20 protein-coding genes and 1 pseudogene are annotated in these 15932 nt (G+C 59.4%); 12 read left to right on the forward strand and 9 right to left on the reverse strand.

The genetic code is table 11. The annotated features are described in order from the left end of the window. Positions 1-261: 261 nt before the first annotated feature. Together GWQ31_RS05575 and GWQ31_RS05580 are read left to right on the forward strand one after the other, a co-directional pair. Positions 262-738, forward strand: coding sequence for a glutathione peroxidase (locus GWQ31_RS05575; RefSeq protein WP_265422831.1), 477 nt, complete (start codon positions 262-264; stop codon positions 736-738). Between the two features lie 217 nt (positions 739-955). Further along, positions 956-2344 (forward strand): DEAD/DEAH box helicase, encoded by a 1389-nt coding sequence (locus GWQ31_RS05580; protein WP_058394431.1) that lies wholly within the window; start codon positions 956-958, stop codon positions 2342-2344. 71 nt (positions 2345-2415) lie between these two features. Here GWQ31_RS05580 and GWQ31_RS05585 read toward each other — a convergent pair whose 3' ends face one another. From GWQ31_RS05585 to GWQ31_RS05605, 5 genes are all read right to left on the reverse strand, one after another. Then, the gene (locus tag GWQ31_RS05585; RefSeq protein ID WP_275908855.1) at positions 2416-2862 is read right to left on the reverse strand and encodes an acetyltransferase; all 447 of its coding nucleotides are present in this window, start codon (positions 2860-2862) and stop codon (positions 2416-2418) included. A gap of 31 nt (positions 2863-2893) precedes the next feature. Beyond that, positions 2894-3361 (reverse strand): GNAT family N-acetyltransferase, encoded by a 468-nt coding sequence (locus GWQ31_RS05590; protein ID WP_275908856.1) that lies wholly within the window; start codon positions 3359-3361, stop codon positions 2894-2896. Between the two features lie 46 nt (positions 3362-3407). Next, positions 3408-3740, reverse strand: a complete 333-nt coding sequence (locus GWQ31_RS05595; RefSeq protein ID WP_059167499.1) for a YnfA family protein — start codon at positions 3738-3740, stop codon at positions 3408-3410. Positions 3741-3879: 139 nt separating this feature from the next. Then, positions 3880-4725: a DUF5718 family protein gene (locus GWQ31_RS05600; RefSeq protein ID WP_099993082.1), complete on the reverse strand. Its 846-nt coding sequence runs from the start codon at positions 4723-4725 to the stop codon at positions 3880-3882. A gap of 41 nt (positions 4726-4766) precedes the next feature. Continuing rightward, on the reverse strand, positions 4767-5075 hold the full coding sequence (locus tag GWQ31_RS05605) for a hypothetical protein (RefSeq protein WP_265422834.1): 309 nt from the start codon (positions 5073-5075) through the stop codon (positions 4767-4769). Between the two features lie 130 nt (positions 5076-5205). Between GWQ31_RS05605 and cyaB the strand changes: the two are divergent. From cyaB to GWQ31_RS05635, 6 genes and pseudogenes are all read left to right on the forward strand, one after another. After that, positions 5206-5696, forward strand: a pseudogene (gene cyaB / locus GWQ31_RS05610) (class IV adenylate cyclase). Between the two features lie 79 nt (positions 5697-5775). Continuing rightward, positions 5776-6288, forward strand: a complete 513-nt coding sequence (locus tag GWQ31_RS05615; protein WP_265451627.1) for a DUF4823 domain-containing protein — start codon at positions 5776-5778, stop codon at positions 6286-6288. 25 nt (positions 6289-6313) lie between these two features. Continuing rightward, positions 6314-6706, forward strand: coding sequence for an NUDIX domain-containing protein (locus tag GWQ31_RS05620; protein WP_059167502.1), 393 nt, complete (start codon positions 6314-6316; stop codon positions 6704-6706). A gap of 196 nt (positions 6707-6902) precedes the next feature. After that, complete coding sequence (locus tag GWQ31_RS05625; RefSeq protein ID WP_275908144.1) at positions 6903-7409, forward strand: GNAT family N-acetyltransferase; 507 nt, start codon at positions 6903-6905, stop codon at positions 7407-7409. A 245-nt stretch (positions 7410-7654) separates the two neighbouring features. Further along, the gene (locus tag GWQ31_RS05630; protein WP_275908145.1) at positions 7655-8773 is read left to right on the forward strand and encodes a glycerol dehydrogenase; all 1119 of its coding nucleotides are present in this window, start codon (positions 7655-7657) and stop codon (positions 8771-8773) included. 117 nt (positions 8774-8890) lie between these two features. Next, positions 8891-9250: an antibiotic biosynthesis monooxygenase gene (locus GWQ31_RS05635; RefSeq protein ID WP_275908858.1), complete on the forward strand. Its 360-nt coding sequence runs from the start codon at positions 8891-8893 to the stop codon at positions 9248-9250. 24 nt (positions 9251-9274) lie between these two features. Here GWQ31_RS05635 and pdxY read toward each other — a convergent pair whose 3' ends face one another. From pdxY to GWQ31_RS05650, 3 genes are all read right to left on the reverse strand, one after another. After that, positions 9275-10138, reverse strand: a complete 864-nt coding sequence (gene pdxY, locus GWQ31_RS05640; protein ID WP_058394442.1) for a pyridoxal kinase PdxY — start codon at positions 10136-10138, stop codon at positions 9275-9277. A 377-nt stretch (positions 10139-10515) separates the two neighbouring features. Next, a complete protein-coding gene (locus GWQ31_RS05645) occupies positions 10516-11271 on the reverse strand; it encodes a DUF429 domain-containing protein (RefSeq protein ID WP_059111956.1) in 756 nt (251 codons plus the stop codon). 78 nt (positions 11272-11349) lie between these two features. Then, entirely contained in the window at positions 11350-11913 is a 564-nt protein-coding gene (locus GWQ31_RS05650; RefSeq protein ID WP_021138289.1) for a hypothetical protein, read from the reverse strand. 317 nt (positions 11914-12230) lie between these two features. Here GWQ31_RS05650 and GWQ31_RS05655 point away from each other — a divergent pair, with 317 nt between their 5' ends. The 4 genes from GWQ31_RS05655 to ybcJ all read left to right on the forward strand — a co-directional run bounded on the left by GWQ31_RS05655 (position 12231) and on the right by ybcJ (position 15269). Next, positions 12231-12581 (forward strand): phasin family protein, encoded by a 351-nt coding sequence (locus tag GWQ31_RS05655; protein ID WP_021138288.1) that lies wholly within the window; start codon positions 12231-12233, stop codon positions 12579-12581. A gap of 93 nt (positions 12582-12674) precedes the next feature. Beyond that, positions 12675-14459, forward strand: a complete 1785-nt coding sequence (locus GWQ31_RS05660; RefSeq protein ID WP_265448364.1) for a class I poly(R)-hydroxyalkanoic acid synthase — start codon at positions 12675-12677, stop codon at positions 14457-14459. Beyond that, positions 14456-14860 carry a MaoC family dehydratase gene (locus GWQ31_RS05665; protein ID WP_265422841.1) on the forward strand — a complete coding sequence of 135 codons (405 nt, stop codon included), beginning with the start codon at positions 14456-14458 and terminating at the stop codon, positions 14858-14860. The genes GWQ31_RS05660 and GWQ31_RS05665 overlap by 4 nt, the downstream gene beginning before the upstream one ends. Before the next feature lie 175 nt (positions 14861-15035). Further along, complete coding sequence (ybcJ, locus tag GWQ31_RS05670; protein ID WP_005311045.1) at positions 15036-15269, forward strand: ribosome-associated protein YbcJ; 234 nt, start codon at positions 15036-15038, stop codon at positions 15267-15269. A 145-nt stretch (positions 15270-15414) separates the two neighbouring features. Here the strand turns inward: ybcJ and GWQ31_RS05675 are convergent, their stop codons facing one another. Continuing rightward, positions 15415-15888, reverse strand: coding sequence for a DUF4442 domain-containing protein (locus GWQ31_RS05675; RefSeq protein WP_265421442.1), 474 nt, complete (start codon positions 15886-15888; stop codon positions 15415-15417). Positions 15889-15932: the final 44 nt, after the last annotated feature.

The following is a 15932-nucleotide window of genomic DNA, read 5'->3' on the forward strand; positions in this document are numbered from 1 at the left end:
GTGGAGAGAGGGCGCTTTTTAGCGACTTCCTGGCCTGAGCACAAACCAGTTTGCTTCTCCTGAGAAGTCCCACCATCAATACGCTATCCCGCCACAGAAGGCGCCCTTTATCGTACCGGCCTCGCCGCCCTGTGATCTGGCTCGACAAAAGGATGCATGAGGGGAGGCAAACCCGGCACTTGCTGCTTGCCTCGGGATCCCGGGCCCGTTAACGTGCATAACCACTGCCCTGAATGGGCCCCATCCTCTCTGGAGTGCACCATGTCTCTGCCCGATCTTCCCCTGCAACGTCTCGATGGTACCGAGTTCTCTCTCACCGCCCTGCAAGGTCAGGTCATTCTGGTGGTCAACGTGGCCAGCCGCTGTGGTTTTACCCCCCAATACACGGGGCTGGAGGCACTCTATCAGCAGCTGGGACCCAAAGGGCTGGTGATCTTGGGCTTCCCCTGCGATCAGTTTGGCCATCAGGAGCCAGGGGATGCAGACGAAATCGCCCGCTTCTGCTCGCTGGATTATCCGGTCAGCTTCCCCATCATGGCCAAGTGCGAAGTCAACGGCGAGCACACCCACCCCTTCTATCGCTGGCTTAAACAGCAAAAACCCGGATTGCTGGGGCTGGAAAACGTCAAATGGAACTTCACCAAGTTCCTCATCAACCGCGACGGCGAGGTGGTGGAACGCTTCGCCCCCCAGACCAAGCCAGAGAGCCTGCTGGACGAGATAAGCGCACTGCTCTGAGCCTCGCCACGGGACCAGACCCACGCAGCGGCCCGGGCAAGTGACACGGCTGCTGCGTGCAGGCCGCACATCTGCTATATTACGCCCCCATTATCTTTTCTATGTCGTGGCTGGCTGCCCAGGTGGTCCGCTGCGTCTTATGTTGTGACAGGCCAGGCGTCAGCGCCTGCCTGTCACTCGTTGAGCCCAAGGCTCACCTCAGGAGTCTCTCTCGAACATGTCATTTAACGAACTGGGTCTGTCACCGCACATTCTGCGGGCCGTCAAGGAATTGGGTTACGAACAGCCAACCCCCATCCAGCAGCAAGCCATTCCGGCTGTGCTGGCAGGCCAGGATGTGCTGGGCGGCGCCCAGACAGGCACAGGTAAAACGGCCGGTTTCACCCTGCCCATGTTGCACCGTCTGATGGCCAACCATGGCCGTGGTGGCCGTCGTCAGGTACGCGCCCTGGTGCTGACCCCGACCCGTGAACTGGCCGCCCAGGTGGGCGAAAGCATCATCAAGTACGCCCATCACCTGCCGTTTCGCACCCTGATCGCCTATGGCGGCGTCAGCATCAAGCCCAACCTGGAGGCCATCAAGCTCGGCGTCGACATCCTGGTCGCGACCCCGGGCCGCCTGCTGGATCTGCTGACCCAGCGCGCCCTCACCCTGACCGAGCTGGAAGTGCTGGTGCTGGATGAGGCGGATCGCATGCTCGACATGGGCTTCATCACCGACATTCGCCGCATCATGAAGGCACTGCCGGAAGAGCGGCAGACCCTGCTGTTCTCCGCCACCTTCTCCAACGAGATCAAGGAGCTGGCCGACGATCTGCTAAAGAGCCCGACCCTGATCGAGGTGAGCCCGAGCAACAGCACCGCCGAGCAGGTCAACCAGCGCATCATCAAGGTCGACCGCGAGCGCAAGCGCGAGCTGCTCTCCCACATGATCGGCCGCAATAACTGGCAACGGGTGCTGGTGTTCGTACGCACCAAGCAGATCGCCGACCGCCTCGCCCACCAAATGGAAAAAGACGGTCTCAATACCGTCGCCATCCACGGTGACAAGAGCCAGGGTGCACGTAACCGGGCGCTGGCAGATTTTCGGGAAGGCAAGGTACGGGTACTGGTCGCCACCGACATCGCCGCCCGTGGTCTCGATATCGATCAGTTGCCCCATGTGATCAACTTCGAGCTGCCCCAAGTGGCCGAGGATTATATCCACCGCATCGGTCGTACCGGTCGTGCCGGTCGTGGCGGCGAAGCTATCTCCCTGGTCAGCCAGGATGAGCAGGATCAACTCAAGGCCATCGAGTCCCTGATCGGCCTCAGCATACCGAGTGAGATCCTGGCCGGTTATGAGCCGAGCGGCAAACCGACTCGCCAGACCCTGCCGGGCAGCAAGCCGGTACAAAACCCGCCGCGGGATCGCGGCCATGCCAACGCCAAGCACAATGCCAAGGCGCCCGCCAAAGGCAGGGGCAAGCCCAAAGCCGATGGCAGCAAGCAACCAGCGCCGGCGCGCCAGAAGGATCGCGGTGGCGTAGACGCAGGGCTCACCCCGATGCGCCGCCTGCCCCGGGCCCAGCGCGACAGCTATCAGGACAACTCCAACGAGGAGTAAGGCCGGCCATAAGCTGCCCGCACTGAAAAATAAAAAACCGCCGAAAGGCGGTTTTTTATTGGCGGGATAGATCACACCTTTTCGAAATCTGCCAGCACCATATGCAACAGCGGATAGGGTTTGCCCTGGCCATCCAGTGGCGAGCGCCCCGTCACGGCGAACCCCATGCGCTGGTAGAAGCCGAGCGCCTGCACATTCTGCTCGTTGACGTCCACCCTGGTTGCCCCTTGGCGGCTGATGGCATGGGCCACCAGCAGGCGTCCGATGCCACGGCCTCTTGCCTCGGGTGCGAGAAACAGCATCTCGACATTGCCATCGTGCACGCCGCAAAAACCGGCGATACCTGTCTCGTCCCTGGCACAGACCAGATCGACGGCCGCGAAATAGTGCTCCAGGATCAGCGGCTTGAGGGCATCTATCTCCTCCTCTGGCAGAAAGTGGTGAGTGGCGCGCACCGAGGCTTCCCAGATGCTGATCAGGGTCGCGTGATCCCGCGTCTTTGCTTGTTCAATCTTCATAATATGACTCTGTTGTGTGGAGCGAATCGCCTTACCGGAGAGGCTCGGCTGTGACTTTGGCATCCACTTGCTTGATGACGAATCCCTTCTCGATGCCGGCCTTGAAACCCAGCTTTTCATACAGGCGGTGGGCCGACTCACGTCCCTCCCCTGACAGCAGCATCACCTTGTAGCAATCCTGTTGCCAGGCGATGGCCAGCGCCTGTTCGAGCACTTTCTGGCTCAGCCCCTGGCGCCGAAATCGGGCCGCCGTGATCACGTGCTCTATGATGCCAAACGGCCTGCCACCGTTGGTGAGGGTGGGGATCACCCCCAGCTGGCAGGTAGCGGCAAGCTGTCCATCCACCTCGGCGACGATAAGCCGCACATGGGATTGGGCCAGCAAGGCGGCAAGAGTCGATTCGGCTTCAACCAGCGGCGGATCATGGGGCCTCAGCTCCCGATAAAGGGTCAGCAAACCCGCTACGTCTTGTTCATTGCACGTTCTGATCACCACCATGGGGATCCTCCTGATCTTGTTCCCGATGCAGCGTCACCCATGGGCCCTAAGCCGGCCTTGGTGCAAACATGATGATGGCCATGCCGAGCAGCGCCACCAGCGAACCCACCAGATCCCAGAGTGTGGGTCTGATACCGTCCACCAGCCAGAGCCAGAGGATGGCGACAAAGATATAGACGCCACCATAGGCCGCATAGACACGGCCGGCAGCGGTCGGATGCAGTGAAAGCAGCCAGGCAAACAGCACCAGACTCAAACCCGCTGGCAGCAGCAGCCAGACACTTCGGCCCTGTGTCAGCCAGAGATAGGGCAGATAGCAGCCGACGATTTCGGCCACCGCCGTGATCAGAAACAGCCCGATCGTTTTGAGTTCTACCATGATGTGTCTCTATTGCCCTTGCTAAACAGGCTGAATGTTAAAATAAATCATCAGGTTATGTAAGCACAGCGAAAAAAGACGGGATTGGAATGGCAAGAAGGCGAGCCTTCCCCCGCGAGCACGGGGGAAGGTGGTGGTATTAGCGGGTTTTGACCGCTTGCAGCAGGGCTGACACATCCGGCCCGAACTGGCGGGTGCGAATGGCCTCGCGGATATCACTTTCGCTATAACGGCTGGCCGGATAGACCAGCACACAGGACGTGTCGCCGGGCTTGAGGAAGTGGGTCTCACCAAAGGGGGTATAACGGGTGGCGCCTATGCTGATGAGCGCATGGGACGGGTAGCCAGCTTGGGCCAGCAGCCCCTGAATATGCTCTGCCGGGCCCTCATCCTGCTGATGGTTGAACTTGTCGATGGCCCAGTCCAGCAGCTGTTGATGAAAATAGCTGTAATCAACGGCGGCGCTGTCTACCCCGTAAACGTGGAGCTCGCCATTGCGCTCCAGATAGCAGGCGATGCGATAGTCATCAAGCTCGCAACCCGCGGTAAAACCACTGAGTGGCAGCAGATTGGCTGCCAGCCCCTTGCTCTCTTCCCCCCAGTTTTTCTTCTCGCTGATCTTCTTGGCATTGGGACGACGAATGGAGCAGTCGTTATAGGCCCCAAAGGCGCGAGGATGGATGGCCACCACCTGGGTACCTGCGTACTCCAGCTCGCACCAGAGCGCGACTTCCGGTTCGATCTGCACCTTCTCGTCACCACTGACCGCCGCCTCTGGCAGCAAGATGGCCTTCTCGCTCAGGGGGAAGACGCCGAGCTGACCCGGGTGACCCGGCACATAGAAGGGAAACAGCGCCTTGGGCGCTGTGGTATCACGCACCACCACAGCCACGAAATCCGAGGCTTCTCCAGCTTGCTCCAGGTGGCCGGCAAAGTTGCCCGCCACCCCGAGTCCGATAAATTTGCTCTCTGCTGTCACTTGCATCTGATCACCTGCATCTTGCCAAAGCGGGGGTAGCTGGCCTATCAAGCGGAAGCAGCTACCGCGAAAGTGGCAAGGATTAAACCACAGGGGCCTGTTCCCGCCCAGTCCGGGCGCCCCATCCTGTGCGCCAGCGCGAACTTTTTGGCGCCCATTGGTGACTCTCTAACCAGGGACTCACCACCTGTTAACACCCGTTTTTCATTCCCTCTCTTGCTGACAGAGTGGCGGCCAGCCAGATCACTGACAAAGGCAATACGCCGATCAGCCACGCCTGCAGAAAAGCGCTCTACTGGAAAATCACAAAGCGCAAACGAACCCGACGGGAAACAGAGCGTTTCCATCTCCAGCAAGGCTGACCCCTTGGGCCAGCCCCTCAACTTTGGTAGGCTGCCACCCAGCACACGCCAGCAGCTTACAAGGACAGCCTCAATGTCACAGGATCATTTTCAGGGCCGCTATGAAGTCGAATTCAAATATTGACTGGATGACAGACCCGCCTTCATCTCCGCGCTCAAGACGCTGGATCTGGAAGTCATGCTGGAAAACAATCTGGAACAGGACAGCTACTTCGACACACCGGAACCTACCCTGCCACAGAGGGCAAGAGCCTGGTGATCCGTACCATGCAGCCTTCCGGCATAAAGCTCTGGATCGTCAAGGGGCCCGAGCGGGATCGCTGCGAGGCGGTCAATATCACGGACGCCGACAAGGCTGCGAGCATGCTGCAGACCCTGGGTTATCAGCAGGTGCTGGCCATCAGCAAGCGGCGTAGCATCTACTTTGTTGGCCCCTTCCACGTCACGCTGGATCACTTGGACGGGCTCGGCGACTTTGCCGAGCTGGCCATCATGACCGATGATGAAGATCGGTTGGAGGAATATAGAGTCGAGTTGGAGCATCTGGCGATAAAGCTGGGCTTGAAGCAGCGAGAATATCGATCCTATAAGGAGTTATGTGAGCTTAATCAATAAGTTATATTTTTAACTTTGGTATAAAAATCACGCTTTATCTAAACATCAAAAAACAACTGATTAAACAAAGGAATGTATTTTGAAACCCTATCTCGGTGCCCTTTTTTCCTTGCTTGCTGTCGGCTGCAGCTCGACCTATCAACAAGCCGATGTACAAACGATAACCAATAAACTCGATGCCAGTCAGGGGGTACTCATTTCGCAGCCCCAAGATGGGTCATATGAAACTACGCAGTATCAGAATTCGGGGCAAATGACGGCCCAGGCAATCTATGCGGCATTTTCCAAGAAGGCTCACAGAGTCGAGATCACGACCAGTTGTCATGGAGATCCTTGCCTGACCAACATTGAGCCGACTCAGTTCAGATATTATGTGAAACCCGTCATTCTACATTGGGAGGAACGGGCAACAGAATGGTCTGGAAAACCGGATGTAATTGAAATTCAGGTAGTTATCTACGATACCTTGAGCAAAAAGAGCATAGCCAACAGCTCATTTAAGGGAAAAAGCAAATGGGCTACATTTGGTGGCGATCATCCACAAGATCTGCTGCCGGAACCGACTGAAAAATACGTGAATGCTCTCTACTGACCATTTGAACCACCGGGACACAATCATGATCGACAAACTCGCCTGGCTGACCTTCAAGGATCGGCAACTGCTCTGCGCCCGTTCCCACGGCAAGGCCATCTACTACATTCCCGGCGGCAAACGCGAGGCGGGAGAGAGCGATGAAGCGGCGCTGATGCGAGAAATCGAGGAGGAGCTGAGCGTGACCCTGCAAGCCGACACCTTGCGCCTTGCCTGCGAATTCAGCGCCCAGGCCGATGGCAAGCCTGAAGGCGTGCAGGTCCGATTGCGCTGTTACACCGGTGAAGCCAGCGGTACACCTGTTGCCTCGGCCGAGATCGCCGAACTGCGCTGGCTCGATAGCCGCCACCTCGAACAGATCTCCCCCGTGTCCCGCCTGCTGTTCGCCTGGCTGGTAGAGCAAAATCTTGTCCGCTAAGACGTGCGGCTGATGAACCCGTGGTGGGGCTGATGGACAAGCGTGATCCTGCGCACCCTGCAGAGGTGCCCGACTTGAAATCGGCATCAGAAAAGGCGAGTCTGACCAGTCATGCTGATGACACTGGATTGTATCTGTGCATTCAGCCGCAGCGGGCCAGACCCGCTGTCGCGACCACGTTTGACAAGGACTCTCGATGGACATAGTTGAGGTTGATACCACCCTGGGCATCAAGCCTGCGCTCATCACCCTGCTGCAAGACAGCGTGGCCAATGGCGCCTCGGTGGGATTTTTGCCGCCACTGACAGAAGATCAGGGACTGGGATACTGGCAAGGGATCGAGACTGAGCTGGCAGCAGGCAGGCGTCGGCTTTGGGTTGCCTTCGAGCAGCACCACCTGGTCGGGGCCCTGCAACTGGCGCTTTGCACCAAGGCAAATGGCCGCCACCGGGCCGAGGTAGAAAAACTGATGGTGCACAACCACGCCCGTGGCAAGGGCGTCGGCCGCGCCCTGATGGCCGCCATGGAGCAAGGCGCCCGGGATAAGGGACGCACCCTGCTGGTGCTCGATACCCGGGTCGGCGACGTGGCATCCAGCCTCTATCGCCAGCTCGGTTATCAGGAAGTTGGCCAGATCCCGGACTTTGCCCGCAATGCCGACGGTACCCTGGCCGCCACCCTCTTCTTCTACAAGCAGCTCTGATGAATGCCCTCCGGGAAAGCAAGGCGCCACTCTTTCCCCGGAGGGCGCATTGTGCTGCGGCGTTGCGCGCTTGTTCAAGCAGGGCACGCCCCTTTGCAAAAACAATCAAAAACGCCAGTTGATTAATTTTGACAAGGAGCCTGCGCCATTACCCCTTCACCTGATGGCGAGCGAGGCGTATGGTGTGGCAGGAAGACCCGTTTGCATACCTAACGGGTGTCACTCACTGCCTTGAGGAATCCTGCATGCCTATTCTGCCTCGTACCGTCACCTCCCCCAAAAAGTTCATCATAGGTCACGACCTTCTGCCTCAACTCCATGATCATGTGAAAGATTTTGGCGACAACGCCCTGCTCGTCAGCGATGAGTTCATCCTGGAGCGGGTGCGCGAAGAGGCGCTGGCCGGTCTGCTGCAAGCAGGCTTGAAAGGACGGGTCGAGAAGTTCAACTACGAATGCACCGATATCGAGATCCGTCGCCTCTGCGATCTCGCCGAACAGCAGGGCGCCAACGTGATCGTCGGTATCGGCGGCGGCAAGACCCTGGATGTGGCCAAGGCGGTTGCCTTCTACCTGCGCCGTCCCGTTGTGCTGTTCCCCACCATTGCCTCCACCGATGCGCCCTGTACCGCGCTGGCGGTGATTTACAATCAGGCGGGCGAGTTCGAGCGCTACCTGTTCCTCCCCCAGAACCCGGACGTGGTGATCGCCGATACCGCCATCATAGCGGCGGCCCCTGCCCGCTTCTTCGCCGCTGGCGTGGGGGATGCCCTGGCCACCTATTTCGAGGCCCGCGCCTGCTATCGAGCCGATGGCATCAACCTGGTGGGCAAGCGCCCCTCCCGTACCGGACTTGGCCTGGCAAAACTCTGCTATGAGCTGCTGGGGGAAAACATAGAAATGGCGATGGATGCCATTCACCATCATGTCACCACACCGGCGCTCGAGCAGATCATTGAAGCCACCATCTACCTGAGCGGCGTCGGCGCCGAGGCCGGTGGTCTGGCGGCAGCCCATGCGGTCAACAACGGCATGTCGGTAGTACCTGACTTGCACCGGGCACAGCACGGGGAGAAGGTGGTATTCGGTCTGCTGACCCAGCTGGTGCTGGAACGCGCGCCCCAGACCGAGGTCGATGAGGTCATGCGCATCATCCAGGTTGCCGGTCTGCCCATGACCTTGCAGGAGATGGGGCTGACCCGTTTCATCGAGAGCGAGTGGCGCAAGGTGGCAACGCTTGCCTGCGATCCCCTCGACACCATGGTCAATATGCCGATGGCCGTGAGCGAGCAGGATGTTTACAACGCCATGATAGCGGCCAACGCCATGGCTGAGCGCTATCGGGCCCGTTATCCGCGGGATTGATCCGGGATAAAAACCCTTGATGATCGCCAACGAACAAGGCCAGCCTGACGGCTGGCCTTGTTCGTTGTGGCCTGAACTGCTGAAATGGCGCTTCCCCCGTCAAGACAAGGAGTCATCATGATATTGGAAGTCGCCCATCTGCAGGTTGTCCCGGGTCAGGCCGCCGCCTTCGAACAGGCTTTTGGGCAAGCCCAGACCATCATCAGCACCATGCCAGGGTACGCCGGACATCAGTTGCAGCGCTCGCTGACCGATCCTCACCGTTATCTGTTGCTGGTCAGCTGGCAGCGGCTCGAAGATCACACTCAGGGCTTTCGCGGCTCCGCTCAGTACCAGCAATGGAAGGCACTGCTGCACCATTTCTACGACCCCTTCCCCACAGTGGAACACTATCAGATAGCGGAACACTATCAAGGAGTGGAACACTGTCAGGCAGTCACGTGGGGAGTGAACACGGCAGCCCTGCCTGCTGTGTGATCATGGGCTCGCAAGCCTGGATGATCAGGCCAACCGCTCGGCGCGCACCTTGATCACTGGCTCGGCAAACGCATCCTGGGCTGAAATCAGTTGCAGTTCGTAAGCCTCTGCCTGCCAGGTGTGCAGCATCACTGTGTCCACCGCCGCATTGGTGCGCTCAAAGGCAGTCACGGCATCGTAGCCGGTCTGCAGATTGGCCAGCATCAGAGCACTGATAAGATCCCCTACCCCCACTGGTTGGCGGGCAAACGCATAGAGCGGACGGGCGATCAGATAGTCGCCCTCGGGGGTGGCCAGCAGCATCTCGAAACGACCCGACTCCTGTGCGGCACGCCCCAGATGCTTGACCAGTACCATCTTGACCCCCTTGGCCAGCAGCTGATGGGCAGCCACCCGGGTCTGGGCCAGATCCGCCAGGTGGGTGTCACACAGTGTCTCCAGCTCCAGCAGGTTGGGTGCCATGATGTCGGCCACCGGCAGCGCCTGCTCGGTGAGAAAACGGGTGACGCCGGGGGCGACTATGCACCCCTTCTCCGGGTGCCCCATGACGGGATCGCAGAAATAGATCGCATTGGGATTGGCGGCCTTGACCGCGGCCACCACCGCCAGGATCTCGTCCCCCTGCTCGGCCGAGCCGAGATAACCGCTCAACACGGCGTCACACTGGCACAGCACCTCGATATCACTCAACCCCTTTACCAGGGCGCTGATGTGACCGGCAGGCATCGCCATCCCCTGCCAGCCCGCCGCGTACTGGGTGTGGTTGGAGAATTGCACCGTGTTGACGGGCCACACCTCCATGCCGAGACGGCGCATGGGAAACACGGCGGCACTGTTACCGGCACAGCCAAACACCACGTGGGACTGGATAGAGAGAATGCGTTTCATCGACATCACCGCAGAGAAGATCAGGGAAAGGCGCAATATATCGGATGAGGAGATTGCACTTCTACTTTTGTGCGGCACAAACCGCTATTTAGCCCTGGAAATCACCATCAAACGGTGAATTTGTCATCACAATCCCACCCCATGCCCTGTTAGTGCCGTTTTTGCCCTGCCAGACCAGGGGCAGTTCCATCTGGCTTAACCGAGTTTCACGCGGTGATCCCATGCTTTTGTTTGATGGCATATGAGAGCAATAAACCAGCATCTTGTCTGGCTGCTTGATGGCACTGAGGAAAGCAAAGAAAAACCCGGGTGCCCTGTATAACACCCTGCAGAAAAGGAGCAGAACAAGGCCGAGAGGTCAGTACTCGGCCCTGCTTTCAAGGGCGCGCGAAGTGATAGACCCAGCCTTCATCCAGTACCATGTCGGCGGGCGCTTGTATCAGGGGTGGCAGCAGAGACACAGTCCCCTTGGCGGCGTATTGCAGCGCCATCAGGGCGCAGATGGCAGCGTCATAGCGATCCGTGCCCGTCGCCAATTCTGCAGGCAGATGGGGTTGCAGCTCGGCCCTGACCGCGGATGCCTTGCCACCCACTTTGGCCAAAGCGGGATAGACCTCCAGCACGGCGCGATCGGCCTGAGACTGCAGCTTGGGTACGAGTTGCAGATCCCCCAGCCGGGGCAGCATGGAGAGCGCCAGCGTGGCGTTGTTGCCGAGCCGGTCGAAGGTCGCGGAAAGGGGCTTCTTGCCATATTGCCGGTGCAGCCAGCGCTCGCAATCGCGATAGGCATAAGGGTTGTCAATTTCGCGCTGGGGCACGGCGCACTCGGTCGCCCTCCCCGCCAGCAGATCGCCCAGGGCACGTGGAAAGGCGAGCGGCGCATCGATACCCAACGCAAGCTGCGGGCAAGCCAGCACCTGCATCAGGTTCATCTCGTCCTGCAGCGCCGGGCGCAGCAGGGCATCCAGATCCGGCGCCACCCGCGAGCTCAACCGGAACAGGGGCGACACCCCAAACCAGTGCAGGCGCTGCTCGCGTGCCTGCCAGCCCACCACGGCCACCGCCTGGGCATTGCCCTGCCAGCCTCTCACATCCCAGCCGATACCGATGGCATCCATGTGTTCCATTGTCATGCCCGTGTCACCTCTGCGCGCTATCAATGGAGCACAGGGTAATGGCTGCGGCCCCTAAAGCAAGGCCGGGAGCCGGCCTTAGAAAGATTTCTTGAAATTGATCAGCGGCAGTATGGGGAAAATACCGTTCTCGGCGTAGTTGGCCAGACCGATCTGCAGCCCGTCCAGATGCTTGGTGGCATTGATGAAACCCAACTGGAAGGTGGTGCGTTCGGCATAGTTGACGAAGCCCACGTTGGCCAGAGCATTGCCCTTGGCGATGTTGACGGCGCCCCAGTTCAGGCCCTGCACATTGTTGGTTAGGTTGACGAAGCCAAGGTTCACCCCCTTGTCCTGTCCCTCGTGCCAGTTGACGGCATTGATGGCCACACCGTTGAACTGGTGGCGCACCCGTCCGGCGCCGAGGAAGACGCCAAGCTGCAGGCCGCTGAACTGATCCACATCGGAGAGGGCCAAGATGGGCAGATCTATCCCTTTCACCTGACCGGTGCGGCCATAGAGAAAGGAGGCTCTGGCGCCTTCGACCTGATGGGAGGCAGGCAGATTGACACCGGGCAGTGAGACCTGAATCGGGGTGCTGGCATGGGAAACACCGCTCAGGGCTAAAGAACCACAGGCAAGCAAGAGGTGGGCAGGTTTCATCGGGGCTTTCCTTGACGGTCAGAGAGTGGCGCCAGCCTATCAGTACTGGCAGGAAGGAACGAGGCCGGACAGGCGTGGCTGCGTCATTCCCCGTCTGAATTCACTCGCCCATCTGGATAGACCAGAATCAAAATTTAAGCAAAAATTAACATTTATATTATTTACATCAAGCCTCATTTGGTAACACAATACTCAAACGTGCGTTTGAACAGAGCAAACGACACGCAACGACTTCAGGATGTAGTCGAACGGATGTAACCAAAGAATGGGCCTGTCGGCCTTTTGCAATACCCTGCTGTCAACCACGGAGACGCGCGATGAATATGGACGTAATCAAGACCTTTACCGAGCAGATGCAAGGCTTTGCTGCCCCCCTTACCCGTTACAACCAGCTGCTGGCCAGCAATATTGAACAACTGACCCGGTTGCAGCTGGCTTCCGCCAATGCCTATGCCGAACTGGGATTGAGCCAGTTGCAGGCGGTTGGCAAGGTGCAGGATGCCCAGAGCCTGGCGGCCCTCGGCACTGTGCAGCTGGAAACCGCCAGCCAGCTCTCCCGCCAGATGCTGGATGACATCCAGAAGCTCAATGCGCTGGGTCTGCAGTTCAAGGAAGAGCTGGATACCCTGGCGGCCGACGGCATCAAAAAAAGCACGGGCAAGGCCTGATATCCCCCTGGCTGCCCGATGCGGGCAGCCACATCTCCCCATGACCCGACACGACAGGCTCGCCCTGTCACGGGTGTGGGTGAAGGAGAGAACATGAGCCAATCATCTTACGGCCCGCTGTTCGAGGCCCTGGCCCACTATAACGACAAGTTGCTGGACATGGCCAAGGCACAGACGGAGCGCACGGCGCAGGCGCTGTTGCAGACCAATCTGGACGATCTGGGCCAGGTACTGGAACAGGGCACTCAGCAACCCTGGCAACTGATCAATGCCCAGATGAACTGGTGGCAGGATCAGCTCAAGCTGATGCAGCATACCCTGCTCAAAAGCGCAGGCCAGGAAAGCGAGCCGGTGATCACGCCCGAGCGCAGCGATCGCCGCTTCAAGGACGACGCCTGGCGTGACCAACCCCTTTATGACTACCTCAAGCAATCCTATCTGCTGACCGCCAGGCACCTGCTGGCCTCGGTAGATGCGCTGGAAGGGGTGCCCCAGAAGAGCCGGGAGCGGCTGCGCTTTTTTACCCGCCAATACCTTAATGCCATGGCGCCCAGCAACTTTCTGGCCACCAACCCCGAGCTGCTCAGGCTCACCTTGGAATCCGACGGCCAGAATCTGGTGCGCGGACTGGCCCTGCTGGCCGAGGATCTGGAGCGCAGCGCCGATCAGCTCAACATCCGCCTGACCGACGAGTCCGCCTTCGAACTGGGGCGGGATCTGGCCTTGACGCCGGGCCGAGTGGTGCAACGCACCGAGCTCTACGAGCTTATCCAGTACAGCCCGACCACGGAAACCGTGGCCAGGACACCGGTGCTGATAGTGCCGCCCTTCATCAACAAGTACTACATCATGGACATGCGGCCCCAGAACTCTCTGGTCGCCTGGCTGGTCGCCCAGGGCCAGACGGTATTCATGATCTCCTGGCGCAACCCGGGGGTGGAGCAGGCCAATATCGATCTCGACGACTATGTGGTCGATGGGGTGATCGCCGCGCTGGACGGCGTGGAAGCAGCCACCGGCGAGCGTGAGGTGCACGGTATCGGTTACTGCATCGGCGGCACCGCCCTGTCGCTCGCCATGGGCTGGCTGGCGGCGCGGCGCCAGAAACAGCGGGTGCGCTCCGCCACCCTGTTCACCACACTGCTCGATTTCTCCCAGCCGGGGGAGCTTGGCATCTTCATCCACGAGCCCATCATAGCGGCGCTGGAGGCCCAGAATGAGGCCAAGGGCATCATGGATGGACGCCAGCTGGCGGTCTCCTTCAGCCTGCTGCGGGAAAACAGCCTCTACTGGAATTACTACATCGACAGCTACCTCAAGGGCCAGAGCCCGGTGGCGTTCGATCTCCTTCACTGGAACAGCGACAGCACCAACGTGGCAGGCAAGACCCACAACAGTCTGCTGCGCCGTCTCTATCTGGAGAACCAGCTGGTGAAGGGGGAACTCAAGATCCGCCACACCCGCATCGACCTGGCCAAGGTGAAGACCCCTGTGCTGCTGGTCTCGGCCATGGACGATCACATCGCCCTCTGGCAGGGCACCTGGCAGGGCATGAAGCTGTTTGGCGGCGAGCAGCGCTTCATCCTGGCCGAATCGGGCCACATTGCCGGCATCATCAACCCGCCTGCGGCCAACAAGTACGGCTTCTGGCACAGCGATGCGAGCAGTGACACCCCGGACGCCTGGCTTGAGCAGGCAACCCATCAAAGCGGCTCCTGGTGGCCCGAGATGGCAGCCTTCATCAAGGGGCGTGAAGAGGAGGCCACGTCCGTACCCGCCCGCATCCCGAGCGAGGGACTGGAGGCGGCCCCCGGCGGTTATGTCAAGGTGCGGCTTAACCCTGTCTTTGCCAACACCCCGGAGGAGGAGCCCGCATGAACACACTCCCCCTTGAAATTGGGCAAAAAGCCAGCCTGACCAAACGGTTCGGCGCGGCCGAAGTCGCGGCCTTCGCCGGCTTGTCGGAGGATTTCAATCCCTTGCACCTGGACTCGGCTTTTGCCGCTACCACGCCATTCGAGCGTCCCATAGTGCACGGCATGCTGCTGGCCAGCCTCTTCTCCGGGCTGCTAGGCCAGCAGTTGCCAGGCAAGGGCGCCGTCTATCTGGGGCAGAGCCTCTCCTTCAAGCAGCCGGTGTTTGTGGGAGATGAGGTGACGGCCGAGGTGGAGATCATCGCCATGCGCAGTGACAAGCCCATCATCACCCTGGCCACCCGCATCCTTGCCGCTGGCGGCGCCCTCGCCGTGACCGGAGAAGCCGTGGTGAAGGTGGGCTGACATCAATACTTGCACTCCCTGAGTCAGCCCGGCACCCGCTGGGCTGACGCTTGTCGTTCACATTGTCACGCTGCTTTTATGATGCCTTCTCTACCCCGCCCTTTCATTGCTGGCCTGAACTGCCTAAAATACTCGCCCTGCTGTTTCAGCCATTCATCCATCTAGAGGATTTCCCATGGAGACGTTTCTGCTCGAAGGCCACCCCTTCGTTGCCTTGTGTGACCTTATCAAGCATCAGGGTTGGGCCGATTGTGGCGGCGCGGCCAAGGCGCTCGTCGCCGACGGTCTGGTGGAAGTGGACGGTCAGGTCGAGACCCGCAAACGCTGCAAGATAGTGGCCGAGCAAGTGGTCAACTTCAACGGCATGAAAGTCGTGGTAAAAGAGGGCGTGAGCCCTGAGATCCTCTGATCCCCGCAAGCACTACCAGAAGATCAGAAAAGTGACCTAGTCAGTGGCTGGCATCCGCGACATGACAGTCGTGATGCAAGCGGAACCGAGCCAGAAGACCGGCCGCTTCCCTCCTGCCAGGAGGTGCAAGTGAGCCGGTTGCTGACTAGCTGGCCTTGATCGACAAGGTCAGCACAAAGCGCGCCATCGCCTCATCCCCATTCAGTGACGGGCAAGTCGCCACCACCTGGATGGGACGATTGACTCTCTGCCCCGTCGCCAATGATTCGTCGATCATGGCATCTATCTCTTCCCCGGCGGCGCAATCAAACTGCACATCCGCCTCGGGCCGCTTCAGAAACTCCCCCTGTACATCTTTAAAAGCAAAATGTACCTTCTTGCCTCTCGTCCGTCCCTTCTCCATTACCAGCAATCCCCCCACCAGATCGGCACCGGTCGCCAGGACGCCGAAATACATGCTGCCCAGATGGTTGCGAGTACGCCAGCCAAGGGGAATGCGAATGCGCAATGCCTTCGCATCCATCCGTTCGATCACGGGGGCACAAAAGCCGATAACGGGAATGTAGCGCCAGGCAAACAGCCGGAGCGCCAGATTGGCTTTGAAACGTTGCAGGTCCATATGCAAACTGATCCGATGAGTTAATGTAAACAGCATGTTGCCAC

The organism is Aeromonas sp. 2MA4 (assembly GCF_029237305.1).
GTDB classification, from domain to species: domain Bacteria; phylum Pseudomonadota; class Gammaproteobacteria; order Enterobacterales; family Aeromonadaceae; genus Aeromonas; species Aeromonas salmonicida.